Raw genomic sequence first — 24,934 nt, forward strand, 5'->3', positions numbered from 1 at the left:
CCCTTGCGCAGGGACAGGAGGATGAACTCCAGAAACTTCTTGGGGATGTTCCCGGCCTTGGCCAGGTCGGAAATCAATACCGGCTGGGAGGCGGGCTGCCCGGCCAGATGATAGAGCGCCTTGAGCGCGTATTTGGTCTTTTTCGATATCATATCTAGTTGAACTATAGATAAAATAAATATACCCCGACGTCAAGGACTTTTTTTACCTCATCTCTACCCGATATGGGAAAATGCCATGGGGCGCGACCCAGCTCGAAGGCTGGCAGGTTTTTCTCATGGTGCGAGTGGGCAGGCGGACATGGGGGCTTCTCCTGAATTGCTGGTGTTTTCCGTTCATGCCGTGCCAGCGTGTCGGGAACTGAAGCCGTCAGAGCCCCTTGGCCAGTGCGGCAACCCGGTCCGTGCGCTCCCAGGGGAGGTCCAGGTCGGTGCGGCCGAAATGGCCGTAGGCCGCGGTCTGGCGGTAGATCGGCCGCCGCAGGTCGAGCTGTTCGATGATGGCTGCCGGACGCAGATCGAACTGGCGGTTGATGAGCTCCGCGAGCTTGTCGTCGGAGAGCTTCCCGGTACCGAAGGTTTCCACGAAGACCGCCACCGGCCGCGCCACGCCGATGGCATAGGCGATCTGAATCTCCACGCGCTTGGCCAGATCGGCGGCAACGATATTCTTGGCCACATAACGTGCTGCGTAGGCGCCCGAACGGTCGACCTTGGTGGGGTCCTTGCCGGAAAAAGCGCCGCCGCCGTGGCGAGCCACGCCTCCGTAGGTATCGACGATAATCTTGCGGCCGGTCAGGCCTGCGTCGCCGTGGGGACCGCCGACCACAAAGCGTCCGGTGGGGTTGATGAAGTAGCGGGTCGTATCGTCCAACAGCCCTTCCGGGATGACGGGCTTGACCACCTTGGCGATGATGTCCTGCCGGATTTGCTCCAGTTCAACGTCGGGATTGTGCTGGGCCGAGATGACCACCGTGTCGATACGCACCGGCTTGCCGTCCTCGAACTGCACCGTGACCTGGCTCTTGCCGTCCGGCCGCAGGTAGGGGATGTCGCCCGATTTCCTGGCGCTTGCCAGCCTGCGGGTCAGGCCGTGGGCCAGGGCGATGCTGGTGGGCAGGTATGCCTCGGTTTCGTCCGTGGCGTAGCCGAAAACCATGCCCTGGTCGCCGGCTCCCACCGAATCAAGGTAGCCGTCGTGACTGCTGCCGCTGCGGTGCTCAAGGGCGGTGTCGACACCCTGGGCGATGTCGGGCGACTGCTGATCCAGGGATACCAGAATCGCACTGTGCTCAGAATCCAGCCCCAGTTCGGCGCTGGTGTAACCGACGTCGGCGATGGTGTCCCGCGCCACCCGTACCGCGTTGATCTGGCCGGATGAGGATGTCTCGCCGATGATCACCACTAAGCCGGTGGTGACGCTCGTTTCGCAGGCAACACGGGCAAGCGGGTCCTTCTCGAGCAAGGCGTCCAGTACCGCGTCGGATATCTGGTCGGCAAGCTTGTCGGGATGCCCTTCGGTGACCGACTCTGAGGTAAACAGGTGGTTTTTCGCAGCCATGGCTGTGTGCTCCTTTCAGGTTTGAAATCCGGTTCTTGGAATGGTCAAAAACGAAAAAAAGGCCGGGGGATACATCCCCCGGCCTCCAGTGTGTCTGGTCAGCAAGTTCATGTTTTTTTGCCTGATTTGTTGTCCTGCTGAAAAGGTCGCTATCTTTTCGGGGTGCCTCCGGGAAAGAACAGCAAAACCTCTTTGTATGACAAGGGCCCTGGCGTCCGGTTTTCCGGTTGGCCTCCACCTCGCCTCGGTGGATACGGTTTGTTAAAACTGCAAGAACATATTTAATCTGTATTTTTTATAGATTATTATTCCGTCTCTGCGAGGCTGTCAATAAAAAAATGGGATTGTTGCCAAAAAAAGGTGATGTTTGGTACAGGCCGAGCGGTTATTTTCGGTCCATAAGAGAGGCGGTTTGCCCATAATTTGGACTATTGACGTATGCATAATTCAGATGCAATGTTTAAAGCCTATTGAAAATTAAATATATATTTTGTGCTGCTTCATGCGGGATCAATCTGCATTTCTAACGCTGATAAAACAAAAAACGGCAAAGCGGCAACAGTAGCTGTGGATAACAGACAACGACTTAGCTTTGTTGAGCTAAGTCGTTGTAATTATTGGCGCGCTCGGTAATAATGAAAAACAGTACCGGGGGATATGTCTTGACATCAGCCGGATATAGCTGCTCATTGGTCTATTTGAAGTCCGGTTGTATTTTAGTGTATATGGTTCGAGTTCGGCTTTGTCCCAAGTATGGACAAATCTAGGCGCTCATAATAACGCCAGGGAGCGATGCCGCGGCAGAGAAAAATATGGAAATCATACGCTGATGCCATAATGGGCTTTAGCACATTCAGGACACACGCCGTGACTGAACATTGCATCAGAATGTTCGGTTATATATTTCTCCAACTGTTCCCAGTTTTGTTGCTCAGTACGAATTTTTTTGCAGTGGCTGCAAATAGAAATGATTCCTTCAAGCCGTTTTATTCTTAACATTGCGGCAATAAGTTCCTCGTTCTGTTGACGCATCTCCTCGCCATATCGTTGCGCCTCGGCATGGAGTAATGTGGTTACATTGCTTTTTAACATCATATAAGCCGAAGTTACCGTGGTCAGCGTAAAGCAGATGGCCAGTATCAGCGCAATTATCAATTCTTTACGCCATGCCGACAAATAGTCACTGGGGGCAATGGTGGAGAAGACATAGAAAGAATAGTTGGTAGCTTTGCGGAACGTTACCATCCGTTCCTTTTTATCACGTGCAAATACGGTCTTATAGGTTGCGGTAATTGGATTCGCTCGGATCATGTCACGCGTTTTTTTTGATATCACGTCAGAACCAATTTGGCTTCCCGGCTCCTCCCCCTTCGGCTGTAGGGCAACAAGCTTAAAATCCGGATCGCGAATTCCCATAGCCCCATTCTTACCAATGTCGATTTGCGAAAATAGTTTATCAAAATAGTTAACATCGAACATTCCAAGGACTATTCCAGCAAAAGAACCGTCCGGATTGTTAATGCGTTTGGCTATGGTAAGATTCCATTTGCCAGATATCCGTCCTTGTATCAGTTTGGATACAGCATGCTTTTGATGTGAATTTTCGCGCAACTGTCGGAAATAGTCCCGATCGCTGACATTTATTGGCTTGCCATCAGGTATGTCTGTGCCATAAAGCAAATTTCCCTGTATGTCAGTAACACGTATGCCGTACAATCCCGGGAGTTGATGAATCTGTTTTGCTATATAGGCATTTAGACTTTCTTTATTGATACCGTTACGAGCTATTTGTTTCTCAGATTCAAAACCTACTGCCGACAATCCGATATCAATTTTATCGAATATATCGCACAGATTTGTGTCCAAGGCTTTTGCCATGTTCTGAGTTGCTATCTCAGCAAGTCTGTTATAATGTAATTGACTCGTAGAGAGTGAATAGCCAAATATTGCATATACAAAGATATTTATGAATAAAGTACCTGATATTAATCTATATATAAAACCATCCTGCTTTCTGACAGCGGATGTTGTGGCATCAAAATACTTCTGCATTTTAAGCTCCTTTGAATTCATAGACAGTCATCAGCTTCACCCGTTTCAGTAACACGGGAATTTACAGATACGAAGATTATGGCTAAGTCTGAATCGCATGCCGCCAATGCTATTGGAAATTGTGCCTGGCATCTCCGGGTGTTGAGTTCAACCCGAACAGCACGCCGTTTCAATCCCCACCAGCTCGAATTGGGCTGGTGCACTGTGGTGTACCGTCCGGTTGCCGATACCGGGCAATGAACTCAGGAATGTCTTTCTTTCTCACGCATCCCCCCTCTTTGTCTCATAATGATACATTTCAAAACCGATGTTAAAAATATTAACACATTATTTCAATGTGTTGCGTCGCATAATCGCTCCATGTCACCCATTGCGCAAGCATTAAATTTCTTCCATCTCCTTCTTGTCCAAGAGACAACAACAATCTCAGGGAAACGGAAAATCCCGCTCACCGACAAGATGAAACCGCTTGTGACAAAAACGGTGGCCAAATCGACTTCTACCAGAATGATCCGCTTTGAAGGAGGGATGGAATTCCCTGCCGAGGCATTCCTGCTGACCATGCTGGACGGTAGGCCGTTCAACTATGATTTTTTCAGGGATACGGTATGGAACAAGGCAATGAAGCGGACGGGGCTGCCCCGCAGGATTCCCTCTGCGTCGCGGCACACCGTTGTACAGTGGGCGCTCCTGGTGGGGGCCAAGAATGATGGGACACAGCACCAAAAAGATGATCGACGGGGTGTACGGCAGGTCTCGCAAAGGGCAGATCGACGAACGGGAACGCATTCTGGATTGCCCGGGCGACGACTTCCTGTCCCTTGAGGAGTTGAAAAGCGCGTTTCCGGGCCGCTATCAGAAAAAGATGGCCGAGCCGGTAATTCCGTCCCAGATAGCAAAAAAACTGACCTTACCATAGCTGTTGGTCACCGTTTTGGTCAAAGCCAAGGGCTCTGTGCGGATAACTGTCTTCAATGGTTATTATTTAAATGGCGCGCCCGGAGAGATTCGAACTCCCGACAACCTGGTTCGAAGCTATGCCGTCTGTTTTGCAAAGTGTTAGTATTATTAAATAATCACCTAGATTAAAATAGCGAGTGCAAGAAAAAGTGCAAGCGCAGTTATGGGTTTAAACGACATTTAAAAAGCGCCCCCCTTTCTGAGGGCGCTTCCACATCGGCGGGCAGGAAGGAGGTACTCCCGTTACGGGGGCCGACGTTACTGTTTGGCCGGGCATGCTTTCAACAGCTTGTACATGCCGGCGGGCGATACCAAAAAACCATCATTTGGGGCTGTCTGCCCTTGCTTGAGCGCTACCGTTGCCGACTCCGGCAGGATCACCGGCGGGGTTGTCGCGCAAGACGTTATCAATACGCTCATTGATAGCATCAGCATCCAGAGAAAGGCATTCTTGCCGGAATATGGCGTCCTCATCGTTCTTTTCCTCCGTGGCCCTTGCCGGGCTGTTCTGCACCCATAGCTCAAGTACGATAGAAACTACCCCAAGTATGGCAGTAATAAGGGCGATCATGCCGCCGGCGGAGGGGTCTTGCCAGACAGCGCGACAAGGCCCTTGATGATCGAATCCAGGATACCGTTACCTTTGAACGCCGGGATGGCCGCCAGCAGTTCGGACAGCGCCAGGGCCACACCCAGCACCAGGGATGTGTTCTGTTTGAACCAATCGAGGAAGCCGACGGTGGCGGCAGGGGTTACGGTGGCGGGGGCCACCACTGCGACGGGATCAGCACCAAAGGCCGCAACGGCCATGCATGCAACCAGCATCGTTACCAACAGAATCAGCTTTTTCATTTCTCACTCTCCATTTGTTTGATAGGCGGGTTACGCCTTGCTGCAACTTTTCCACTCGGTTGTTACGCGTTTTCTGTCTTGAGTACATCGATCAGGTTGTTATACCGGCGCAGGCAGTCGGCCGGGTGATCTTTGCCGTACTTCGTGATCTTCAGTTTGAAGTCCAACACCATTTCCGCAGTGATCGGTTGCCCCTGGGAGCGGTAATACGACGCCGAACCCAGGCCCGGCATGCCGTACTGGTTGATGTAATCGGCCAGGGCCAATAAGCCCCCGTTGCCGTCGCAGGGGAGGCCGTAGTTTTCCAGGAACCGGCCGGCGCCATCGAGACAGTATTGTAACTGGGCCTCGTCGTACCGCTCCACCACATCCGCGTGGGCTTTCAGCTTTGCGGCCAGGGGTCGCACGTCGATGGTCTGGTCAACGATGCCGTGGATCTCGTCCTGAGTAAAACCACAATCGCGGAGGCATGCCAATGCTGTTGTGTTGTTCCTGGTGTCCCACTGTACCGCTCCGAAGCTCCACCCGGATTTACCCGAGCGCACGCCGTCAGGATCGTCAAACGCCAGGGGGTCGGCATTGCCAATTTCGTCTCGCTTAATAATTTCTCGTAAACTTTCATTGAGGGTTTTCATGGATTCACCTACCTATAATTTTTACAGTGGGGGCAGTCGTGTACGAAAATGATATGTTGTCGCCAGGTGACACCCTGTAAACTCCAGAGGTTGTAGGGTACGCCACGCTGGTGCCCCCCCGCGTGTACGTCACCCCCGTGACAGCCCCGCCTATAATCGAAAGATCAACATCATAATTGTAGGTATTGATCCAAGTTGTGGGGGATGAAACAAGCGATAAAGTTTGGATACCGTTGCTGCCTGCCCCTGATTTACCATTTATCAATGTTCCTGAACCGGCATCTATCACATCGGCTGGTTGGACCCCGTACACCTGCGTATCGATAGAATCGCTAGAAATGAGTAGTTTTCTTTCTCTGGTAAGCCCCTGGACAACAGCACCATCGGTGTAAAACAATGAAATGTCCGCGGTGAGAGCGCCCCCATCCACGATGCTTCCGGCGCCTATGGTGATCCCTTTAAATTTATTGGCTACTCCGCCGCTGCCATCAGAAGTGATAACCGCCTGCGCCACGATAGGGCTCGATCCGTTGGTTATGGGCCCGATGTTGATTCCGTAACGCGGGGGGTAGTACGCCCCTCCGGGGGCGGTGGCCCCAACATTGGTGAGCGAAACCACCGATCCCGTGGCGTCTACTGACCCGGTAGACGAAAGGCCTCGGTGCACTATCTTGCCGATCGTGATCCCGTGGTAATTGCTATTCATCTGGACAAGGGCATTGGGAGCGTGCCCGCTGGCAAAGCCCGTAGAATTGATAAAATCCACCACAAAATCGGTAATGCTGTTATTTGCTCCTGCAGAGCCGTCAAGCGTAAGAATAGGCCCATACAACCCGCCTGAATCCATAAAATCAAATTTCACGTCACTGACCTGCTTATTTTGAGTCGGTTGTAAAAGCCACCCTGCAGTTCTGTAAATTTCCTGGTAGGGGATGCGCATGTGGCTTGAGCCGTACATGATCCCGGCGCGCTGGCATAGGCCGTTATTCCCCTCAATAGAAAGCTTGTCGGGGAAGTGGATGTAATCAACTTTATTCGCCCCGGTAGACGTGCCAATCTGCCACATCCACGGGATAGACGCGGTGCAGACAAAACCGCCAGGCGTCAGGATTGTGGTATTCTGTTGGGGGGAGTCAATAATAATCGGGGAGTCAACCCGCCACCGGGGCCCCCATACGCCAAAACCACTCATTGTAAAGGTGGTTGCCCAAGCATCTGTTGAGTTGGGAGTTGAAAACCGCACCACCTTGCTCAACCCGTTCGTGTTTTGGATGCCCTTGGCGCAAGCCGCCCACTTGCTTGATGCATCCGTGCCAGGGAACCAAGCCACTTCTATGACGTCTGTGTTAATTACGACAGTCCCTGACCCGGTAAAAAGCTGCCTGGTCGGCCATTGCGACGTATCCCCTGAATAAACGAATTTTGTTGTATTGCCGATACTGCCGCCATCCCTGAACTCCAATGTTCTGTCAGAGGGCCAGCCATGGACGGTAGCACTGGATATATTGCTTTGCACTGCTGACAATGGTGAGGTTACAACCACCGTTTTCCCCGCGCAATCTGCTGATGTTGCCGCTGTAGCAAGATCAGGTTTTGTGGTATTGATGCCGTTTGGACGTAAAACTGTTACAGATGAATTGGCGTAACCGACCAGTCCCAATAAAAATAAAAGTGCACACAAGAAACTTTTCATAATTTAACTCCACAGTGAATTTCGTTACTGACATTGATAAATTATTGTTCCAAATATAGATTTACCTGACAATTGGCTGTTTGCATAAAGGACTGCGCTGCTATTTGATATGTAATAAGCTGTGTTGTTCGGGGCAACCAAGTAATTAAAATCAGTCCCGCCTATCAATGACCCATTAAAATTCGCTGATGGGGTGTTGATAGAAGAACAAGGCAGTCCCCCGATAACCGACGTTGAAGCATTCACTGTGGTCGGGTAAGAAAAATGAAATGTCGCGAACATGACCTTGCCGATTTTGATGTAAGTGTTGTCCCCGGCTGCCCCGGAAAAAGTGAGGCTGGCACCGCTGATATCGGCAGGGGCCCATGTTCCAGTCGCATAATCGCTTGTGGCGGATGTTGCCGTTTGGATGTTTGCCGATCCGTCAAATGCCACTCCGTTTATGTTCCGAGACGTAGCCAGTTTCGCGGCGCTGCCGGTCGTATTCGCCGCATTGTTCGGGATGTCCCCGCTCGCCAGTGTCGGGAGTTGTGCATGAGGAAGAGTGCCGGTGGTTAGGTCGCTGGCCGATATCGTGACGTTGCTGGTCAGAGCGTGGCCGTTGATGGTGGTGGCAGTCGGGACTTTAGTGGAGTCCGTCACAGTGATGTCAGCGGTGCCGTTGAAGGCAACCCCATTGATATTCCGTGGAGTTTGCAAAGCCGTTGCCGTCCCGGCGTTTCCCGTGATCGTGGTGATATTCACGTTCGCAGAGAGCGGTTGTCCATTGACGGTGGTGGACTTATCCACTTTCCCCGCTTGCAGCGCCGCAATCTCCCCTTGGCGGTCAGTGGAGTAGCCGGTGAAATGTACTTTATCCAACTTTGCAGAAACATCCGTGGTACTCACGGCCCCGGTGATGGTGATTGTCCTCCCCGAGTGGGTGATAGTGCCGTTGACACCATTGAGAGTAAACGTGTCACTGGGCCGGGAGGCGGTGATCTTCCCTCCAGGTGTGGAAATATTCCCAAAACCAAAGGATGGCCCGATAGGGGTTACAGCACCCGGAGCGGCGAACCCGGCGCATAGCGCCGCCAATGTCGCGGAGATTGTGACCGCTGTGATCAATAATTTATTCATGTGTGGTATCCGTTGATCTTCTCCTGATCGGCTCGTTACACCCTCGTATGTCCTGTATGGTTTCGACCCGTTCAATTCGCCGGCTGTGGTCGTTGCGGCTTTCAAACAGTTCCTTTAGCCCCTGGTTAATCGTCGTCAACGACTCGCTGATGGCCGGCAACATTGCATTACTGCGCTCCACCCCGCGCATGAGCCATTTGCCTATGATAGCGAAACCCGCAAGAGAACCCGCAGCATTGCCGACAGCTTGCCAATCAATAATGTTCATGCCTGTGTTCTCCATGAGTATGATTATTTTATCGTTATTGTCTGTTTTTCTCAACAGAATATCTGTTATCCGACGCGATACCAGTTGGTCCCGATCAGTTGAAACACCATAAACTCATCCTGGACAGATGGGCCATCGGTTGAAGGCTGGCGTATTACCGTTTGCCCCGCTATAGCAGGGGTTATAGTCACGGGGTTCCCGGAATTATCATCGCGGATGTATTCCACTATGCCGCTGATGGGCAATAACTGGTTTACTGGCCCAGAACTGGCATTGATAAGCACTTTCGGGATATTCGCTACCAGATTGGAATACGGAATCGCGTTGATCACCCCCGACTGTGAAATCAAAAGCAAGTCAGAACCCACCGGCGGAGTGGCACCGGGGCGGCTGGAAACGTATGTCGAAAAGGGCTCATCGGCCATGTTCAGGCCTCCTTATTTGGGTAATGGCTCGGCATTGTAATGGTCCTCCCACTTCACACCGTCCTGATGGCATAGAAGGCGCTCCACCTGGTCGGACTGCATATGTTCCAGGTGGTAGGGTGCGCACTTCAACAGGCCGGGGTCGTCACTCGCCGGGTGGGCCATGTCGAAATTATCAATCTCTTTGAAATCAAGCCCCCGCTTCTTGCAGCGCCAGGCTTCAAGCACTTCATGGATGGCGATACGTATGGCCACGTCCGGATCTGCAAATTCGGATACCAACACAACGAGGGTGCCATCGTCGTTGATGTAATAATCGCCATAGGTATCATACCGCTGGTGTTTGTGCGGGATGATGCGGATATTAATCTGTTTAAAAGAATATCCCAAAACGCGCCCCTTCCTTGATGGCTTCCCCTGCCTTATCAAACAAGCCCCGGTCATATTCCAGCTTGAAAATCTCCAGTTGTTCCACGCGCTCCATGACCAGCTTGGTTACTTCCTCCATGCTGGCACCCACAGCCACGATGCTGCCGAATATCCCGTCATTGTCGTTCGGGATGCAGTAGTAGCGCCCACTCTTTCCGACATGGTTTTTTAGCTTCAGCCACTGTTCCAGCCCCTTCGGCACTGGTATGAATATTTCCTCGCAAGCGTGCCATTTCGAGTCCAGGACGATTTCCGCCCCGTACTCATGTTCGTAGCCGCTCAGGTCCGGCATTTCCCCATGGGCAAGCGACCAGATGGCCTGAGCGTATGCTTCCCCGTACATCTCGCAGAGCACGGCGGAAGGAGGAGAGCCGCACCGGCATGTTTCGTCAATGGTATAGACCTTGCCGCCGGAGGTGATCCGGTTTTCATCACTGTATGCCCCCTGATACCCCAACTTATCGTAAACCGGGGACAATGCATCAAGGGTAGGACGCAGCACTTTCGGGATCTCTGGCACGATGCGCTCGATGATACCCTTGTCCTTGATCTCGTAGCCTATAGCAACCGGAGTTGCCATTTTCCCATTCAGCCGGAACCCGTCGATGCCGATTTCACAAGCCGACCGGACCGGATCTTGGATCAGTATTTCGATCTCCGATGCCCGTTTGATCCCCATGATCTGACGCTTCGAGTTGAGGAATATTTCCGTCTGGTGCTTGTTGCGGTGCGCCGTGGTCTCCCAGTCGGAGCGGTATTTGTCCGCGCACTTCATGTAACATTCCCCGCGGTCTCTGACGTGTTCCCACACGTCGTCAAGGCCTTCGGCCCGGTAGGTCTTCGGGATCGGTAGCCCGGCCTCCTCCAGTTGATCGAGAAAAAATATCTTGTCCAACTCCATGCGCTCACCGTGGCCGGAACCGGCCACCTTATACCCCTTGGACCTCAAGAACACCTGGTGTCTGCCGTCCATGCAGTCGGGATACCAGATGATATCTACCTTGTCGATGGCGTCTTCTTCGTGCTCCACCCACGTCACGCCTTTGAGGCCCTGGCCGATGATGGACACGGCGGCCTCCGGGTAGCTGGCGCTTGCCGGATTGTGGTAATAAACACTCCCGAAGTACCTGGCCATGAACTCAGCCATGAAGCTGTAAAGGCCCCGGTCAACGATCAGTATGGACTTACTGGAAAGGTTCATATCCCCGCCGCCTCGTTATATTGTTCAGTGTGGAGCCGCTTAACTCCCCGGAGGTTCGCCGCGGTCTGCGGGTCATTTTTCTTCAACCACAGCACGGCGGCTTTCCGGGACAATACCGTCCCGTCCGGGGTTATGAACCCACGGGTCTTGATGGAGGTAGGAAGGCCCTTGTCCTGCAACACCTCGTCGTGGGTCTGGCCGGCCTCTCCGATCATGCGTTTGTTGTTGTGGAAAACGATGGGGCGCAGTTGAGCTCCCCCCGCCTCTACTTGCCGCCCTTCTTGCCGCTGGACATTGTCATCGGCTTGCCCGGTTTCATCCCCGGTTTGCCCTTGCCCGTCAATGCCGCTTTCCCCGCTCTCGGTGCTTTCATCGTTGATTTCCTCCCCGATGGTTTTCCATTTTTGTGCGACACGTTCAGCGTGCCTCTGTACATCTGCGTTTTCGCCTTCTGCTGCCCATATCACGCCGCCCTGGTCGTGGGCGGTCGCAATATCTCCCATATCGGTGAGCACATTGCCGCCATTGTCAACAGCCATGGTCACGGGATTTTCTACGTCTCGTTTCGGATAGCCGAGCAAGGTTGATTCGATTTCCCCCCCAGCTTCCAAGTCTTGCTTCGCCATCTTTAACGACTGCGCCGGGGAGACTCCGTAAAGCTCCTGTACGGCCTTTGCATTGATTATGTAGGCTTCGCCACCCTTGCCAATATGGATCACGTTCCCCGGAGCGATTTGGCCGGTCTGCTTCAATTTTAAGACCTCTGCCTTTGTCCCCTTCACAACCGGTTTGATCTCCGGGGCTATCGCTTGCAACTGGTGAGACGTTTCAGCGCTTACGCCGTCCTCTAAATTGTCGTGATTGGCGTTTACCAATCCTTTTTTACTAAGGGCAGCAAGGAGCGCGTCGTCTGGCATGTCGCTGTACTGCGGATATTGTTGGCGGAAGTCTTCAAGCATCAGCGTATCCCCAGAGGGTCATTTGTGGTAAGCAAGGCCGATTCAAATGCGGCCCTTGCCGCCGGCGCCGCAACTTTGCCTATTTTCTTGAGTGCCTGCCGTGTCGGGCCTTTTGTGCCTTGCTGGCTTGCTTTGAAAAGCAACTGCGCCACTCGTGATTTGATTTCTGGCCGGTCCCACACTGCGGCAACCATTTTACCGACAGCCCCAGGCGCGGAATCAACTGAGCTCTTGATGGGCGCCAGCATGGCTTTTTCCCCCAAGCCGACAATATCCCTCTGGCTGATGCGGTTGATGGCGCGGGCAAAGTACGGCTCCAAAGCAAGCAATTCCGAGGAATCCATGTTGTACGGAATGGCGCCGGGGTACTTCTCGTCAAGAGTCTGCTTGATGGCGCTGGCAAGCGTCTTCTGCGCGCTCTCCGTTGCGTCATTGATAGAGTGGTTTTTGTAGCTGTTGCTGATGTCCTGGTAGAGTTGACGCTTTGCCACGTTCAACTCGGTCGGGGTGTAAGGCTTCGGCACGGCCGGGATGGTAGTAGTCGATGCCGGGCGGCCGTCTACCCCGAGTATGGCCGATTCGATGGTTTTCTCTGGTTCTCCGGCGGCACCCTGTTTGAACTTACCCAGGACGCTATGCACCCGGCCGGTATAATCAGGGGCCACGCCTCGGACATTCTCCCCACGGTTCAACAGCCGCCCAAAATCGCCCCGAGCAAGAACATCCTGCGCCGGGAAGGTATCGCCCGCCCGCGTTCCGCCCGCATAAATATCGTCAACCTTTGAGGTGTTGCCCTTGATCGTGTCCAACATCTTTTGCCAGTTAGATTCATCGAAGTTGTAGCCCTTCTTCAAAACAGTATCGGCCATGGCCTTTTGCTCGGTCGGAGTAAGCCCCCCGCCTGTCCCGAATTTCCCGGCGGATCTGGTCAGCCAGTTGGCAGCGCCGCCCAATGCGTTCTTAACCGGGGCAATATCGGTGACAGCCTTGAGTAACCCCCCAACGGCCCGACCACCGCCCTCAATGGTAGCACCCTTGAGAAAATCCCCGGCTACATCCCCGCCGGTGGTCGGCTCATCGGCAATTTTGCGCTGCAGGTACTTTGCCCCGGCGTTTAGCCCGCCGGCCACGCCCATACCAAGGCCGGTGGCTTTCAAGGGGCTGGCCGCCATAGGGAGGAGGTCAAGCGCGGTCATGGCCCCGGCGTATAGGTTTGGATTGTCGCGGCCCCACTTCGGTACACCGTCAACCGTTTCATTGGCGTTGTAGGGTTGAGGCTTTACCTTCGGTGCCTCCGCTTGGCTGGCCCCGGCGCCGGCAATATGAGCCATGTCTTCATCCGTGGGGGGCGCCTCACCATCCCACTGGAAGGTGATATTCTTGCCGGTCTTAGTATCCTGGACGGTGTAATTTGCCATGTTATTTCACCCCTATGATCTTGAAACGTCCGCCGGATGGGGCGACGTTGCCGCCTCTCGCTCCTGGGGCCGGCCCCTGTGCCAAAGAATCAAGACGTGCCCTGATAACAAGTCTGGTGTTTTTGATTGCTGCTTTCAACTGTGATAAGCTCTGAGCGCTATTGATGTTCTTGATGGCGCGGTTGTATTTGGAGTCGGACAGAACACCTGAACCCATCAACCCGCGTTCCACTTCGGCAACAACATCGTCACGCAGGTTGTTGAACCCAACAATATCAGACTGGCCGGTGGCCTCTTTGAGGTAGTTCTTAGCGCGGTTGAAGCCCGGCAATGAAGAGTTGCCCAACACTCCTCCCGCCCGCTCCAAAGCGTCAAGGAGGGGATCGATGGTGTTAAGCAGGGCTTTGGTGTTCATCACACCGGCATTGCGACCGAATGCCGCCTGTGCACCAAGATCGTTCCACCTCCGGCCTGGCTGTCTCAATTCCTGCTGTGCATAAATCTTGGCTGTTCGGCTGTTCACCTTGTACGGATCAAGCCCGTTGTCTATGGCCCGGCCTAGAGCTTCGTTTTCTTGTTCGGAAAGGCCGTTTATGTTCAGGTTGTGAGCCCTGTTCTCGGCTTTTGCCTTTTCACGCAGCGTGATCGTAGTTTGTATCCTTTGCGTGGCCGCTTGCTGGTTTTCGGCCCGAACCTGTTTGGCTGCTTCGTACTGGATTTTTTCGGGCTTCCAGTCGGGATGTTTAGCCTGGAGTTCAGACTCCAGACCTTTCCGGTAATTGCCCTCTGTGCTGGTCGGTTCCTTATCCGTGGCAAAAAAGTTATTGCCCGTGAATTGCGACACGGCTTTTTCATAGGTCGGCATGTCCGGGTTGTATTGTTTGGCCGCTGCGGTGATGGCGGATAAAACGTCGCCCGGGGTTTTTGCCGTCTTGACTGCTTCGCCGGCGGCTGTAAAGAAGTTCCTGTTAGCTGGTGTTACGGTATCAGGTGTCGGAGGCGCGAACGCTGCTGGGGCCTTTTCCAAAGAGGTTAGATGAGGTAGCATCTCCGAGTTAAGCGCGAACCGGGACAAACTGCCGGCGTCTTGCACCGGAGTGCCCATACGCTGTAGCTGATCGGCATACCCTTTCTCATTCTGCGCCTGGCCACCGAAACCCGTCACCGCCGCCAGGATGTTCGGGTTGCTCATGTCCGGGCTGGACAGGTTCGCTTGTGGCACACCGGTTGTGTTGAAAACCGGGTTTTCGCGCAAACCTTCTTCCCACTCGGACCCGGTGAACGACGGGTCGCTGCTCCACCCCCTATTTTTCCAATCGGCCTGTTGAGCTAAGAGTGGTATGGCCGCCTTGCCTTGCAATTCGGCAAGTTTTTTCGCTCTGGCTGCCTCAATACCTTGGGGATCGTAACTTCCGGAGGATTTAGTGCCATACACATCCCACAGACTGGGAGGGTCAAATTGCGTATTTTGCAATTGATTCGGGTCTTTTGCCCCGGCAATAGTGCTGTATGCATCTGCCCAATTTGCCATTACAGCCCCCTAGATGTTGATGTTAGCGCCAAAACTGTTGCTTCCGCCGACATTCCCCGCCGTACCAGACCAGATGCTTGACAGGTAATTGAGCGGTGCCCACCCGGAGGTGAACTGGTTCTGGGCATTCGTTTGGTTGAACTGGTTTGCCTGATTGGCCGCGTTGAGGTTATATTGATTCTGCGCAGTCGCTTGATCAGCCCCGGCCTTCTCGTATGCCCCGGAATATGCCGAGTTCAAATCCTTAGTGGCCTGTTCCGCCAAGCCTGACGACCAAATCCCCCTGCTGGCCAGGTCACTATTCAATTTGCTGGCGTCCTGGGCCTTGGCGTAGTCAAGCCCGGCAGTGTATCCTCCTTTTTGGAAGTCTCCGGCGGACTGATACGTGGGCGTCTGGTAGGTCGGGAAGTTAATACCGCCGGCACTTGCCGATCCGGTCGGCATTTGCATGTTTGGTGTATCAGCAAGCCCGAACGGATTCAGACTTTTCATCCCGCTCTGGTTACTATCCTGTGATGCGGACCCGGCAGCATTATAGAGATTGCCGGAGGCGGCACCTATTGCTCCGGTCCCCGATCCGAGAGTTGAACCATTCGGGTTAAAAGTTGCTGCAGTGGTGTTCATGCTACCCTGGCCGCCAACCGGCAACCCGCTTTCGATGTAGGTGTTTTTGATATTCCCAACGGCACCGTTATAAATGTCCTGCCGCTCTGCTGCGGTCAATGGCCTGTTTTCAGTACTTGAACTTGTTGTCCCGCCCCCCATACTATGCTCCTTTCTGCCCTGCGAAGATTCTGAACCCTTCGCCAGCGTGGTTGTATATCAAACCTTGGCATCCCTTCGCCCGGTGCCGTAATTCTCTGATTGCACGCCTCATGCTCTTCATCCCTGCCTTGTTCCCATGTTCAGCCACGAACAGCACCGAACCGTAGTAGATATCTACGGGAGTAACCCCGTCAAGCACATCTTGTATTTCGTCGCTGCGTACCTTCCAGTAGCACAGATAATGTTCGATTTTACCCGCAGCATCCCGATACAGAATGTATTGATCGGACGCCAGCGAAATGATTACGCGTTCTTCCAGCCGCCTTGAATATCCCTCGTAAATCCCGCCACACGACTGCATGAATTCCATGATTTCCTGTCGTAGGGCCTCCGCTGCTTCAAAGTCAGTCATGGTGCTATTTCCATAATGCTCAGGGTTGGGTATTCAACGGGGTTGCCGAGGGTGTCAGTGCCCATGACGATATTTATCCCATTGATGATCCATTTCCGATTACTGCCGCCAAGGTCGCGCAGGATGAAGCTGTCGCATATCTCTTGAACCTGGCGGTCAAGGTCACGGTCTTGAAAATTTGCGAGCTTGCGGGCCTTCATACGTCAGGCCCCGCTAACGCGTATTTCAGGCGCAGTTCTTGAATCAGAAAATCACCCGGGGTGGAATCGAAGGTCAGATAATTCCCCGTGGTCTCGCTTTTCAACAGATTACCAGTGGTGTCATTCGCCAGGATGGTGGAAACCGTCGCTCCGTTGTTGAATGTCAATCTGATGCTGATGGTGCGCGCCCTCGGAAAGTTGTTGCCGGGGGTGAGCCCGGATGCGTTGTTAAGGACAAAGATGTTGTCTCCGGCGCTGAGAATCACATTTGACGCGATTGCGATTGGATAGGGGGAGTAATCAAGAAACGCATCGATACTCGCACCAAATACCGCGTCATGCACCGTAACGGCAAATTCCTTCCATTCCTTCTGCCGTGTGGAGTCTGCGTCTTCATGCCGAGTCTGTAAAACTGCCATGTGCGGCTTCTGTAGATCCCTGGAAGGGTAGGTGCTTTTAACCAGCGTCCCGGCGCTCTGGCCAAACAGAAAATCGGTATTGATATCATTAAGGGCCAGGGTCATGGGGCATTCTTGTGGGAGCAGCAAATTGCCCTTTGAATATCCATTGTTCAGGTAGTAGTACAACAGGCTCTGAGTCCCACCATATTGCACCGGCCACGTGTACAAAATGGCGTAGAATTTTTGCAGATGGACGGCGGTGATGCTCTGCGGTGAAGCTGTCAGCATCGGGAAAATTGACTTGAAAAACTCCTGTTGACTATGCGGTTGCAGCGCGGCCGCATTCAGGGTGGTGGCGTAAATCCCCTCGGTGCTGAGGATGTAGACAACGCCGTTGCTTTCTGCGTTGGCCCCGGTGAGCCGTTTACCCAGTTGCAACGGGACAAAGGTAATGTCCCGGTAATCAGCGCCGTACATGGCATAGATCGAACTGGCACCGTAGACGATGGCCCCACCCTGTACCGGGACGAAATCAAGCGCCGGTTCCTGGTTCGGCAACCAGAGGATATTGAGCGGGTTCCAGACGGTAGCATCACCATTATCTGAAATTTGGATCGTGCCGTCGCTGTTCACCGCCCACAACCTGTTGGTGTACACCCGCAGCTTCCTGATCGTTTTGCCGGGGATGGAAATAGTTGTGAAGTCCGTCAGGTTAAGGATGCCGTTTTTCGTGTTGTCCGGGTTCGGGTTGGTGCAATACTGTTTACCCAGAAACATAACCGGCTTTTCGATGCCGCTGATGTACGCGTTTGCAACGGCGCGGGCGGTTCCGGCCGACACGTTGAGCGGAAGATCGTTGGAGGTGTCCAACGCGCTTGTGTAGACGTTGCCGTCCCCAGGGGCAAAATAAGCGTTGTATGCGCCGCCAAATGCCAAAGCAAGGCACACTCCGGGGGTGGCTCCGGTTATTACTGCGGCATCCAGTTCGAAGAACGACGACAAATATCCGGTAGAGAAGAGCAGCACATTCTCCATCCGCAGCAGTTGGTTACGTCCTACGGCTTCCGGCAATAATGCCTGGGTCTCGCAGCCTCGGAAATCCCTCTGCCGGTGGATTTGCCAGCCGTCCTTGACGCTCGCTGCGTCATCGGGCAGTATTTTGAGAGCTAGGGGTTTCAAGGCACTCCTCTGATATAGCCATGGTTATTCAGCTTCGGGAGAGCTTTGCGCCGGTTGTCCCATGCTTTCATCTGGGACATCTGGTACTGGTACAGCATGGATTCTTTCGTGTACCTCCCGTCCTTGTCCTGATCGTAGAAGCTCATGCGCAATCCGGTAATAAAGAGGTTACTGAAAGCATCGGGGAAAATTGTGTCCTGGTTGTCGGCATACGGGGCTGTAATGTCGGCCATGGCCGTGACGGTTGCTGATGCCACGGTCTGAATCGCAGGGTGAAACGTTACAACCTTCCCCGCCGCATCCAAGGTATATCCCTGGTACTGTGGGGGGATAGGTTCTCCAAATGTCTGATCAAGAAGCGATACCCCTGAATTGTCAATGGCGTTTGCCTCTTCGTCGGAAAGCTGGTTTTTGCGGGAGAAAAAGAACGTGCCCGCATGGATCGATACAATTTCCGAGACACCAGCTGGCAGGGTGATTTGGTTGTTGGTGATCACCAGCGTCAGCGGTTCGTCCAAAAACTTCCATTCCCTCGGTTGCCGGAGGATATCCTGGACGATTTCATTGAACCACGCGACGAACACGGGCCGGGGCTGGTTCCCCACGATCTTCGTCAATGCGCTGGTTATGGCCGTACCTACGTTGATCACTTGTGGCTCCGCATGTGTGCACTCAGGGCGAGTTTACTCGGGCATTCCCGCCCACACTCTGGGCAGGCAACCGATTCAGAAGTTACTTTTTTTTTACCTCGTCCGGCAGGAACGGATCGGAATAGAGGTATGTCTTGTTTGTCGCCTTTAGATGATCTGCCGTATGTGACGGGACAATGGCGTAAGGGGCCGGCTCCGCGTCCCTGTAGCGTTTGTCGGCAGGCATCAAGATTGCGGTAGACTTGTGTTGTTTCCCGTCACTGATGAACGATTCCGTAAGCACGGCAGTGCCGTCGTGGTGGTTGTCGCTGGGATGGATAAAAGACTGCCCGGCGATGGTAATGCGGGTATCGGGCTCCGGCTTCACGACCTTGACGACGAAACGGCTTAAGATCTCTTCCTGGGTGGTCATTGGTTCTCGCTTTCCGCCCTACCGGGCTAAATCAACAAATAACTTTGGTTTTTCACCAATTTGCTTTTCGGTGCGTTTGTATTCGGGATGGCGTTCAAGCCATTTCCCAAGTTCGTCAGCATCTTCCAGAATGCCCAACTGTTGAAGCTTTATGGCAACCACACGGGGTATCCTGGCCACCGGTTTCATATCAGGATCGGCGGCATTCCAGTTTTCTTCGCTGTTCTTGCGCTGTTCCTCGTTGAAATTCATGATGCGCCCGACAACCTGGCCGTGGGTGGCAAACATTTCATGCCCATCAGTTTGGTAAACGAGCAATTCCGGTTTGATGACTTCGATTTCCATGGGGACCTCTGCGGCGGGTATTACCCCGCCGCTTTTGGGATTAACGGTCGAGCGTCTGCAACCACATTTTGATCTTGTGGCCGGCGGCGGACGGCGTCCATTGAAGCCGAATATAATTCACGGCGTCCTGCCAGGAAAGTATACCGTTGCTGGTCATAGACACCGCCGCCCCTGCCGAAGTCTGGGCTTGTGCGCAGGATGCCCACGGGCCATTGGAGGTCGGGCCGCACTGTGCCACTGCGGTGCCGCTCATGTTCTGGAATACCGGGTTGCTGGCGGAACTGGTGAGCGTAACCCCGGAGACGTTGAGGGTCTTGGTCTTGTACCCCTGGACGTTCCATGCCCCGGAATACTTGATGTTGGTGGCCCCGGCTGCTGAAATGTTGCCGAAGACAAACCCTCCGGGGGCGTCCCCGAGAGCGGATGCCTTGTGGGTGCCGATCATGGAAACTGCGACCGCGATCATGATTACCGCGGCGAAAGAAAATATCCTGGTTTTCATTGGGTTCCTCCTGCCGGTGCCTCGGGGGCCGGGGTGGCTTCCTGGGGTGCCGGGGGTTGTGGTGTTTGTTCGCCCGGGGGTGTCTGTCACGGTGCCTCGGGGGCCGGGGTGGCTGCAATCCTCCCGCCGAATTGATCGACGATGGACTTGTCGAACGGTGCACCGATCTCGACAAACTTCACCCCATCTTCTTCCTGAACCTGCGCCCCATACAGAAACCGACGCGTTTCTCCATCGGGCAAAATAACCTTGCTCATACTGGTCTCCTTATGCTCTCGTCGCGGGGCCGTGATGCGCGGTAACTACCGCCACATGGGCCGGGTTGACCTGAATGGACGGCGCACCCTTGTTGGTGCGATCAATCAGGCTGCCATAGAGCATGGTATGTGCTTCGCTGTCCGAAAGGACCACTTTAGTGTCATTACTTGCCGGCATGGTTCACTCCTTGGAACAGGGGGCTTTCGCCCCCGCCCGGTTAGGTGTACTGGACATTCGTGTCGAGGTTGGTGATCCTGCCGGAACTGGCCTCGTTCTTCGCCTCCAGGGTATGGTTGACCGTGATGTGGTATTTCTCGTTCAGGGCTGAAGAAGTCGCCAGTTTGGTTTCCCCGATGGTTTCCAGGGTTGCCTTGCGCCAGTAGGTCATGTTCATGAGGGCCAGGACATCAACCGGCATTTCCACATCCAACTCGGTGACGACCTTGCCAAAGGCGGTAACGTACACGTCGACGTAATCGTCCACCTTGGAGCCTTCAACAAACCGCTGTTTGTTGCCGCCGGCTGTTGCTACGTTGTCGAACTGGGCCTGCTGTACGGCGTTGCAGTACCCCTTGACGGTCTTGTTTTTGTCAACGGACCCCGTGGTGTACATGTTTTGCATGGTCTGTTTGATCAGGCCAGCGGTCAGGAGCCGGGGGGTGCCGCCGGTCACGGTGCCGTCAGCGTTCAGCACGGCGTCGCCGGCCATGTTCAGGTTGGTGAGTATCCAGTTCAGGGCACCCTTCATCTTGTACGCCGTGGCGGCGTCGTCGCCCTGTACCAGTGTGCTTTTCAGGAATGCGCGGTTGATATCTTTGGAAAGCCCCTCCATGTGTTTGCGGCGTTGGAGGTCGCGTTCGGAAGAACGACCGGCGATCTTGACGGCTCCCGAGGTGGACGAAACAGAATAGCTCTCGTCCTGGATCTGGCAGAAGTTGTACAGCCTGGATGGCTGGGTGGATGCCTGGATGGTCGGGTCCGCGCCTTCAAGCTGCGCGTTGTCCGCCGAAGCTCTGATGACATCGGTGAGAAATTCGTGTTTTTTGGCGCCGGGTTTTTTGCCCTGCCCAAGGTCATGGTAAAAAACGGCGATGGCCGGGGTGATGATGGAAAGCTCATCCAACAGAGATTCCCTGACCCCCACCATATTGGTTGTTTGTACAGTATTTGCGGGTACGCCCATGGCGACTCTCCTTTAGCGTTTCACCCCGGCTTTGCGTGCGGCATTCACATAGTTCAGGTAGTCTTCTTCGCTGCCTGATTGCTGCGCCTTTGCCAGAAGTTTCTTCAACTCCGGGTTTGGGCCTGATTTCTGCGGCACCGCCGATACTCCGGGGGAAAGTTTGTTTTTTGCCTGTTCTTTTTTGTCCAGTTCTTCTTGTGCTGCTTTGCCCATGTGCTCGTTGCAGTAGTTGAAGGCGAATTCCACCGCCGCCACATCTCCGTGCAGCCGGTAGACGTCGGCAAATTTGGCCCCTAGTAACTTGTCGATCTTGACCTGATCGGCAAACCACTTGCTGGATTCGTCCCACGCATCCTGGGGGATGCCCTTAGCCTCACGGAAGGTTTCAGCCGTGGCTTCAAGGCGTTTGCCTCGTTCGGCGTTATCCCGTTGCAGGGCGGTAACGGATTCCTGTTTTTTTGTCCATTCGGCCTTTTTCGCTTCGTTGTCCGCGTACCAAGCCTCGGTGTCGCTGATCCATTTTTCGGTACGGCGCAACTCGCTGAGGTACTGGGTCTTGTCGGCGGGATCTTCGGTGAGCCGGAACAGTTCCCGCAACTCCTCGCGACGCTCACATGCCGCCAGGTAGTCGTTGTTGATTCTGGTGGTCTGTTCGGGCGAAAGATCAACGAATGGTTTTTGCTCCGCTTCCAGACGAGCGCGGGTTTCGCTCTCGATCCGCTCCCGCTCCTTGGTCAGGGCTTCCGCCACCTTCTTTTCTGCAATTTGGGCGGCGCGTTCCTCCAACGGGGTCTGAACAAGCCCCTTTTTCTTCTCTTCCTCCGCAGCCTGGTCGGCTTCTTGATCGGTGGTTTCGTCGGCATCGCCTTCTTCGTCTTGATCCGCATCAAGATTGGACTCATCATCCTGGGTATCGGCCCCATAGTCGGCTTCTTCGCCTTGATTGCCCTGCTGATCCGCATCAGCAGCTTCGCCATCGGCGGCGGCGTCCAGTCCTTCGGGTATCCCCATCATCATCCAGAAGGGGAAAAGCATAATTTTTTTGATCCATTTATTCATGTCGTGGTGCTCACTTTCTCCCTTACGGGGTTACTTCCTGAACCATTCGAAAATCGACCAGCGCTTTTTCAGCGGGACTTTCTTATCCACCGCTGCGGGGTCGTAATTCACAATCCCTTCGATGATCCCCGGTAGCATGACGGTCAGCACGTAGCGCAGTTGCTGGTTGCGCTTGATCTCGTCGGGTTGCGTGTACGGATCGGCGTCAAGCTGGCGTTTCAGGGCCATACGGGCTTGTCCGCGCAGCTTACCGGCAATCAGGGCGGCGCCGGGGTGCTGCACCCACTCGCGCATCAACTCCCGTTCCTTAATCAACCGTTCGAGGTCGTCAAGCGATTCCCGCATTTTGCTGGCCTCCCGCGCTCATCGCCGCGCCCATCTCGCCCCGCATGTCCGGCGCTGCCATTCCGGACCGCTCGGGAAGTCCGATCCCACCGTTTTGCTTCGACTCGTTGATAGCTTTCTGCATCTGGGGGTTTTTGCCGTCCACTTTAGCGGTGATACTCATCCCGCCGGCCATCATCTTCTGCAGGAGCACCATTTGTGCTTGCGGCGGCAGTTGGGCCAGGTCGATGTTGATATTCGCCTTGTAATCGACCTCCGGGGGTTGCGGGGGAGGGGGTTGGGCGTTGAACTGGTCGGCATTGAATCCGGCCAGCACGTTCAATTGGCTGGCGATCTGCCCCCAATCGGTCGGGATGTTCCACTCTTTGCGGAATTTGGCGATTTCAAGGATATTTTGGGCTTTTTTATAGCGGGGAGTGGCCCCCAGCCCGGCGTTGATCTGCACATCAAACTCAAAGTCGAACATGGTGAGGTCGATGATCTGCCGGCCGTTGTGGAAGGTCGTGGGGAATTGTGTTCCGGCGTTCCGGGCGGCGATCTTCAACACAACTTCGTCAGATTCAAACGCCATGGTCAGATGGGCGATCAATGCCAGCACCGGTTTGAAAAAAGTGTTGTTGCGGATCATCAGGTTGACGCCCAACTTCGCGTTGTTGTCCTGTTCGGCCATCTGGTGAAGACCAAGCCCCTTGGTGGAACCCTTCATGGCGAGCTGGCGGGACCGGTCGGCAATACCCATGGGGACCAGTGAGGCGATATCCTGGGTCCGGGCATCGTCCATCCGCATCGATTCCAACAGCCCTGTGGGGTATTGGATAAACTCCACCTCATCCTTCTCAGCTTCAAACGCCCTCGCGTTCAGGACGTCATCCAGGTTGACGTTGTGGTCGGGGGAAAGGCGAATACGCCCGCCCTGGGCAATCTGTTTTGCAATGTCGTTGGCGTTGTTGCGATGATCGGAAAGTTCATCTTCGATGGGAGCAATAACTTCCGGGAAACCAACACCAGTGGCATCCCACAGCCTGGATTTGCAGTACCCAACAACCATCGGCAGTCGGTTGACCGGGCGACCGTTGAAGAACACATCGTTGACCGGCTGGAAGGTGGACAACTCGAAGGTGCCTTGCAATGAAAACTGCACAAACCACTGGAAGTCCCGTTTTTCGAAGAAAATCATCAATTCGGCGCGGTTCTTTTCCTGTAAATCAACACGCTCCGCATCGGAAAAGTCGTAGTTGGAAAGCTGCATCGCCGCGTCGTTGCCGTCACGGGTAGAAGAGAGCATCCCGAGGGCTTCGCCCATGTCGAAGTCAGCATCAAAAACGCCGATTTCCTTGAACTTCTCAATTTCCTCCGCAGTGACCGGAATCATAATCCCGGCGTAGGTGCCAAGGTTCACATCGAGGTAGGGGATCTTCGGGTCCCAAAAACAGTCACGGCGCGGCATGAGCTTGTCGATAACCCACGTGTCACGAACGGTGATGGTCTGGCTATTCTTCACCGTCTCAAACTCGTAAATGTCCTTCAAGGCGCCGTAAATGGCTTCTGGCACTTCCTCCCCGGTGGCCTTGAGCACCCGGCGATCTGGAAGGGGTTTCTCGTAGGCTTCCTTGACCCAATGGACAAAAGCGGCCTCAAGTCCATCAGTGGCGCCGGCCCTCAGGCTGGATTCTTCCCACAGGTGGTAGTTGGAGGTGTTGTCCTTCCGGTAAATGAAATCTTCGGTGAGAATTTGCGCGCGCTTGTCTTTGACCGGGTCGGTGGCCGTGCGGGAAGTGAAAGAAATAGCGTCAGGGTCTTGGTTGTATTCCAGGATGGCGTTTTCAACAAACCCATCAACGATGGAAGTTGATTTGGTGGAGGGTAGGGCGGAAAGCCCGCGGGATATACGATCCTGAGCATCGTCCAGGATCATCATGTACCGGTTGCGGCAGTCATCGATAATCGATTTGAGATGAAAGTCATACCAGTTGTCAAACGACCTTTTTAATTGCAAGGGCCGCGACAGATCATCGTCGTCGATATCTTCGAATTTTCCCGAAGCGCTGCCTTTTTCCATAATGCCGGAGTCTCCCTTTTTGACTCGTCCGGTCTTTACAAGCCTCCCCGCCCATTGCAGGA

General features: G+C 54.1%; 29 protein-coding genes. 1 reads left to right on the forward strand and 28 read right to left on the reverse strand.

Annotation, left to right across the window (positions count from 1 at the left end; all coding sequences use genetic code 11):
* The 3 genes from F6V30_RS13905 to F6V30_RS13915 all read right to left on the reverse strand — a co-directional run.
* Positions 1-152 (reverse strand): Rrf2 family transcriptional regulator (locus F6V30_RS13905; RefSeq protein WP_191965703.1); only part of this gene is annotated, 152 nt, incomplete at its 3' end.
* A 217-nt stretch (positions 153-369) separates the two neighbouring features.
* Positions 370-1,560 carry a methionine adenosyltransferase gene (metK, locus tag F6V30_RS13910; RefSeq protein WP_151157560.1) on the reverse strand — a complete coding sequence of 397 codons (1,191 nt, stop codon included), beginning with the start codon at positions 1,558-1,560 and terminating at the stop codon, positions 370-372.
* A gap of 819 nt (positions 1,561-2,379) precedes the next feature.
* A complete protein-coding gene (locus F6V30_RS13915) occupies positions 2,380-3,612 on the reverse strand; it encodes a cache domain-containing protein (RefSeq protein ID WP_191965704.1) in 1,233 nt (410 codons plus the stop codon).
* A 706-nt stretch (positions 3,613-4,318) separates the two neighbouring features.
* On the opposite strand from F6V30_RS13915, the gene F6V30_RS13920 reads away from it, so the two are divergent.
* The gene (locus F6V30_RS13920) at positions 4,319-4,531 is read left to right on the forward strand and encodes a hypothetical protein (RefSeq protein WP_151157562.1); all 213 of its coding nucleotides are present in this window, start codon (positions 4,319-4,321) and stop codon (positions 4,529-4,531) included.
* A 608-nt stretch (positions 4,532-5,139) separates the two neighbouring features.
* Here the strand turns inward: F6V30_RS13920 and F6V30_RS13930 are convergent.
* From F6V30_RS13930 to F6V30_RS14040, 25 genes are all read right to left on the reverse strand, one after another.
* Complete coding sequence (locus tag F6V30_RS13930; protein WP_151157564.1) at positions 5,140-5,424, reverse strand: hypothetical protein; 285 nt, start codon at positions 5,422-5,424, stop codon at positions 5,140-5,142.
* A 62-nt stretch (positions 5,425-5,486) separates the two neighbouring features.
* Positions 5,487-6,059: a hypothetical protein gene (locus tag F6V30_RS13935; protein ID WP_151157565.1), complete on the reverse strand. Its 573-nt coding sequence runs from the start codon at positions 6,057-6,059 to the stop codon at positions 5,487-5,489.
* Between the two features lie 4 nt (positions 6,060-6,063).
* Positions 6,064-7,752, reverse strand: a complete 1,689-nt coding sequence (locus F6V30_RS13940; protein WP_151157566.1) for a hypothetical protein — start codon at positions 7,750-7,752, stop codon at positions 6,064-6,066.
* A gap of 24 nt (positions 7,753-7,776) precedes the next feature.
* Entirely contained in the window at positions 7,777-8,871 is a 1,095-nt protein-coding gene (locus F6V30_RS13945; RefSeq protein WP_151157567.1) for a hypothetical protein, read from the reverse strand.
* Complete coding sequence (locus tag F6V30_RS13950; RefSeq protein ID WP_151157568.1) at positions 8,864-9,139, reverse strand: hypothetical protein; 276 nt, start codon at positions 9,137-9,139, stop codon at positions 8,864-8,866. Before F6V30_RS13950 ends, F6V30_RS13945 begins: the two co-directional genes overlap by 8 nt.
* Positions 9,140-9,204: 65 nt before the next feature.
* Complete coding sequence (locus F6V30_RS13955) at positions 9,205-9,564, reverse strand: hypothetical protein (protein ID WP_151157569.1); 360 nt, start codon at positions 9,562-9,564, stop codon at positions 9,205-9,207.
* Positions 9,565-9,576: 12 nt separating this feature from the next.
* Complete coding sequence (locus F6V30_RS13960) at positions 9,577-9,954, reverse strand: hypothetical protein (protein WP_151157570.1); 378 nt, start codon at positions 9,952-9,954, stop codon at positions 9,577-9,579.
* Positions 9,938-11,194 (reverse strand): ATP-grasp domain-containing protein, encoded by a 1,257-nt coding sequence (locus tag F6V30_RS13965; protein WP_151157571.1) that lies wholly within the window; start codon positions 11,192-11,194, stop codon positions 9,938-9,940. Before F6V30_RS13965 ends, F6V30_RS13960 begins: the two co-directional genes overlap by 17 nt.
* Positions 11,191-12,153: a hypothetical protein gene (locus F6V30_RS13970; RefSeq protein ID WP_151157572.1), complete on the reverse strand. Its 963-nt coding sequence runs from the start codon at positions 12,151-12,153 to the stop codon at positions 11,191-11,193. The genes F6V30_RS13965 and F6V30_RS13970 overlap by 4 nt, the downstream gene beginning before the upstream one ends.
* Positions 12,153-13,571 (reverse strand): hypothetical protein, encoded by a 1,419-nt coding sequence (locus tag F6V30_RS13975; protein WP_151157573.1) that lies wholly within the window; start codon positions 13,569-13,571, stop codon positions 12,153-12,155. Before F6V30_RS13975 ends, F6V30_RS13970 begins: the two co-directional genes overlap by 1 nt.
* A 1-nt stretch (position 13,572) precedes the next feature.
* A complete protein-coding gene (locus F6V30_RS13980) occupies positions 13,573-15,102 on the reverse strand; it encodes a hypothetical protein (RefSeq protein WP_151157574.1) in 1,530 nt (509 codons plus the stop codon).
* Positions 15,103-15,111: 9 nt separating this feature from the next.
* Positions 15,112-15,867, reverse strand: coding sequence for a hypothetical protein (locus tag F6V30_RS13985; RefSeq protein WP_151157575.1), 756 nt, complete (start codon positions 15,865-15,867; stop codon positions 15,112-15,114).
* Between the two features lies 1 nt (position 15,868).
* On the reverse strand, positions 15,869-16,279 hold the full coding sequence (locus tag F6V30_RS13990; protein WP_151157576.1) for a hypothetical protein: 411 nt from the start codon (positions 16,277-16,279) through the stop codon (positions 15,869-15,871).
* Entirely contained in the window at positions 16,276-16,479 is a 204-nt protein-coding gene (locus F6V30_RS13995; RefSeq protein WP_151157577.1) for a hypothetical protein, read from the reverse strand. The genes F6V30_RS13990 and F6V30_RS13995 overlap by 4 nt, the downstream gene beginning before the upstream one ends.
* On the reverse strand, positions 16,476-18,059 hold the full coding sequence (locus F6V30_RS14000) for a hypothetical protein (protein WP_151157578.1): 1,584 nt from the start codon (positions 18,057-18,059) through the stop codon (positions 16,476-16,478). Before F6V30_RS14000 ends, F6V30_RS13995 begins: the two co-directional genes overlap by 4 nt.
* Complete coding sequence (locus tag F6V30_RS14005) at positions 18,056-18,709, reverse strand: phage adaptor protein (RefSeq protein WP_151157579.1); 654 nt, start codon at positions 18,707-18,709, stop codon at positions 18,056-18,058. The genes F6V30_RS14000 and F6V30_RS14005 overlap by 4 nt, the downstream gene beginning before the upstream one ends.
* An 82-nt stretch (positions 18,710-18,791) precedes the next feature.
* Positions 18,792-19,121, reverse strand: coding sequence for a hypothetical protein (locus F6V30_RS14010; RefSeq protein ID WP_151157580.1), 330 nt, complete (start codon positions 19,119-19,121; stop codon positions 18,792-18,794).
* An 18-nt stretch (positions 19,122-19,139) separates the two neighbouring features.
* Positions 19,140-19,466 carry a hypothetical protein gene (locus tag F6V30_RS14015; protein ID WP_151157581.1) on the reverse strand — a complete coding sequence of 109 codons (327 nt, stop codon included), beginning with the start codon at positions 19,464-19,466 and terminating at the stop codon, positions 19,140-19,142.
* A 40-nt stretch (positions 19,467-19,506) separates the two neighbouring features.
* Positions 19,507-19,968: a hypothetical protein gene (locus tag F6V30_RS14020; protein WP_151157582.1), complete on the reverse strand. Its 462-nt coding sequence runs from the start codon at positions 19,966-19,968 to the stop codon at positions 19,507-19,509.
* Positions 19,969-20,054: 86 nt separating this feature from the next.
* Positions 20,055-20,225 carry a hypothetical protein gene (locus tag F6V30_RS17145; RefSeq protein WP_191965705.1) on the reverse strand — a complete coding sequence of 57 codons (171 nt, stop codon included), beginning with the start codon at positions 20,223-20,225 and terminating at the stop codon, positions 20,055-20,057.
* A gap of 10 nt (positions 20,226-20,235) precedes the next feature.
* The gene (locus tag F6V30_RS17150) at positions 20,236-20,403 is read right to left on the reverse strand and encodes a hypothetical protein (protein ID WP_191965706.1); all 168 of its coding nucleotides are present in this window, start codon (positions 20,401-20,403) and stop codon (positions 20,236-20,238) included.
* Positions 20,404-20,443: 40 nt separating this feature from the next.
* On the reverse strand, positions 20,444-21,409 hold the full coding sequence (locus F6V30_RS14025) for an SU10 major capsid protein (protein WP_151157583.1): 966 nt from the start codon (positions 21,407-21,409) through the stop codon (positions 20,444-20,446).
* A gap of 12 nt (positions 21,410-21,421) precedes the next feature.
* Positions 21,422-22,468 carry a hypothetical protein gene (locus F6V30_RS14030; RefSeq protein WP_151157584.1) on the reverse strand — a complete coding sequence of 349 codons (1,047 nt, stop codon included), beginning with the start codon at positions 22,466-22,468 and terminating at the stop codon, positions 21,422-21,424.
* 30 nt (positions 22,469-22,498) lie between these two features.
* Complete coding sequence (locus F6V30_RS14035) at positions 22,499-22,813, reverse strand: hypothetical protein (RefSeq protein WP_151157585.1); 315 nt, start codon at positions 22,811-22,813, stop codon at positions 22,499-22,501.
* Complete coding sequence (locus tag F6V30_RS14040; RefSeq protein ID WP_151157586.1) at positions 22,797-24,872, reverse strand: hypothetical protein; 2,076 nt, start codon at positions 24,870-24,872, stop codon at positions 22,797-22,799. Before F6V30_RS14040 ends, F6V30_RS14035 begins: the two co-directional genes overlap by 17 nt.
* Positions 24,873-24,934 lie beyond the last annotated feature (62 nt).

The sequence above is a fragment of the Oryzomonas sagensis genome (assembly GCF_008802355.1).
Taxonomy (GTDB): Bacteria; Desulfobacterota; Desulfuromonadia; order Geobacterales; family Pseudopelobacteraceae; genus Oryzomonas; species Oryzomonas sagensis.

What these genes read in the sequence shown, in the direction of transcription:
- F6V30_RS13990 (WP_151157576.1), bottom strand. Translation starts at nt 16,279, where the DNA reads ATGACTGACTTTGAAGCAGCGGAGGCCCTACGACAGGAAATCATGGAA.
- F6V30_RS13975 (WP_151157573.1), bottom strand. Translation starts at nt 13,571, where the DNA reads ATGGCAAATTACACCGTCCAGGATACTAAGACCGGCAAGAATATCACC.
- F6V30_RS14040 (WP_151157586.1), bottom strand. Translation starts at nt 24,872, where the DNA reads ATGGAAAAAGGCAGCGCTTCGGGAAAATTCGAAGATATCGACGACGAT.
- F6V30_RS13955 (WP_151157569.1), bottom strand. Translation starts at nt 9,564, where the DNA reads ATGGCCGATGAGCCCTTTTCGACATACGTTTCCAGCCGCCCCGGTGCC.
- F6V30_RS13950 (WP_151157568.1), bottom strand. Translation starts at nt 9,139, where the DNA reads ATGAACATTATTGATTGGCAAGCTGTCGGCAATGCTGCGGGTTCTCTT.
- F6V30_RS13915 (WP_191965704.1), bottom strand. Translation starts at nt 3,612, where the DNA reads ATGCAGAAGTATTTTGATGCCACAACATCCGCTGTCAGAAAGCAGGAT.
- F6V30_RS13945 (WP_151157567.1), bottom strand. Translation starts at nt 8,871, where the DNA reads ATGAATAAATTATTGATCACAGCGGTCACAATCTCCGCGACATTGGCG.
- F6V30_RS14015 (WP_151157581.1), bottom strand. Translation starts at nt 19,466, where the DNA reads ATGGAAATCGAAGTCATCAAACCGGAATTGCTCGTTTACCAAACTGAT.
- F6V30_RS13970 (WP_151157572.1), bottom strand. Translation starts at nt 12,153, where the DNA reads ATGCTTGAAGACTTCCGCCAACAATATCCGCAGTACAGCGACATGCCA.
- F6V30_RS17145 (WP_191965705.1), bottom strand. Translation starts at nt 20,225, where the DNA reads ATGAGCAAGGTTATTTTGCCCGATGGAGAAACGCGTCGGTTTCTGTAT.
- metK (WP_151157560.1), bottom strand. Translation starts at nt 1,560, where the DNA reads ATGGCTGCGAAAAACCACCTGTTTACCTCAGAGTCGGTCACCGAAGGG.
- F6V30_RS13940 (WP_151157566.1), bottom strand. Translation starts at nt 7,752, where the DNA reads ATGAAAAGTTTCTTGTGTGCACTTTTATTTTTATTGGGACTGGTCGGT.
- F6V30_RS13995 (WP_151157577.1), bottom strand. Translation starts at nt 16,479, where the DNA reads ATGAAGGCCCGCAAGCTCGCAAATTTTCAAGACCGTGACCTTGACCGC.
- F6V30_RS14030 (WP_151157584.1), bottom strand. Translation starts at nt 22,468, where the DNA reads ATGAATAAATGGATCAAAAAAATTATGCTTTTCCCCTTCTGGATGATG.
- F6V30_RS14035 (WP_151157585.1), bottom strand. Translation starts at nt 22,813, where the DNA reads ATGCGGGAATCGCTTGACGACCTCGAACGGTTGATTAAGGAACGGGAG.
- F6V30_RS14025 (WP_151157583.1), bottom strand. Translation starts at nt 21,409, where the DNA reads ATGGGCGTACCCGCAAATACTGTACAAACAACCAATATGGTGGGGGTC.
- F6V30_RS13935 (WP_151157565.1), bottom strand. Translation starts at nt 6,059, where the DNA reads ATGAAAACCCTCAATGAAAGTTTACGAGAAATTATTAAGCGAGACGAA.
- F6V30_RS13980 (WP_151157574.1), bottom strand. Translation starts at nt 15,102, where the DNA reads ATGGCAAATTGGGCAGATGCATACAGCACTATTGCCGGGGCAAAAGAC.
- F6V30_RS13920 (WP_151157562.1), top strand. Translation starts at nt 4,319, where the DNA reads ATGATGGGACACAGCACCAAAAAGATGATCGACGGGGTGTACGGCAGG.
- F6V30_RS14020 (WP_151157582.1), bottom strand. Translation starts at nt 19,968, where the DNA reads ATGAAAACCAGGATATTTTCTTTCGCCGCGGTAATCATGATCGCGGTC.
- F6V30_RS13985 (WP_151157575.1), bottom strand. Translation starts at nt 15,867, where the DNA reads ATGGGGGGCGGGACAACAAGTTCAAGTACTGAAAACAGGCCATTGACC.
- F6V30_RS13965 (WP_151157571.1), bottom strand. Translation starts at nt 11,194, where the DNA reads ATGAACCTTTCCAGTAAGTCCATACTGATCGTTGACCGGGGCCTTTAC.
- F6V30_RS13930 (WP_151157564.1), bottom strand. Translation starts at nt 5,424, where the DNA reads ATGAAAAAGCTGATTCTGTTGGTAACGATGCTGGTTGCATGCATGGCC.
- F6V30_RS17150 (WP_191965706.1), bottom strand. Translation starts at nt 20,403, where the DNA reads ATGCCGGCAAGTAATGACACTAAAGTGGTCCTTTCGGACAGCGAAGCA.
- F6V30_RS14010 (WP_151157580.1), bottom strand. Translation starts at nt 19,121, where the DNA reads ATGACCACCCAGGAAGAGATCTTAAGCCGTTTCGTCGTCAAGGTCGTG.